This is a genomic window from Nocardia sp. NPDC059240, from assembly GCF_042753865.1.
In the GTDB taxonomy this organism is placed as follows: Bacteria; Actinomycetota; Actinomycetes; order Mycobacteriales; family Mycobacteriaceae; genus Nocardia.
Window position 1 is genome coordinate 317,559 of the sequence record NZ_JBHZAC010000006.1, and the last position, 244, is coordinate 317,802.

The window sequence follows — 244 nt, forward strand, 5'->3', positions numbered from 1 at the left end:
TGTGCCGCAGGTCTATTCGGGATCGACCGCCATGGCCTGAACCAGGGAGGCCGGCCGCATATCGGTCCAGTGCGCTTCGACATAGTCCAGGCAGCTCTGCCGGAGGGCCGGTCCGTGCGAGACGGTCCAGCCACCCGGGATGGCGGCGAACACCGGCCACAGCGAGTACTGGGCCTCTTCGTTGACGAGCACGTAGAACTGCGCGTTTTCGTCGTCGAACGGATTGCTCATTCGGGTTGCCTCT

Annotated in this window: 1 protein-coding gene; it reads right to left on the bottom strand. The window is 64.3% G+C overall.

Annotated elements, in window-relative coordinates; all coding sequences use genetic code 11:
* Positions 1-12 precede the first annotated feature (12 nt).
* Positions 13-231 carry an MbtH family protein gene (locus ACFXHA_RS23595; protein WP_379360154.1) on the bottom strand — a complete coding sequence of 73 codons (219 nt, stop codon included), beginning with the start codon at positions 229-231 and terminating at the stop codon, positions 13-15.
* Positions 232-244: the final 13 nt, after the last annotated feature.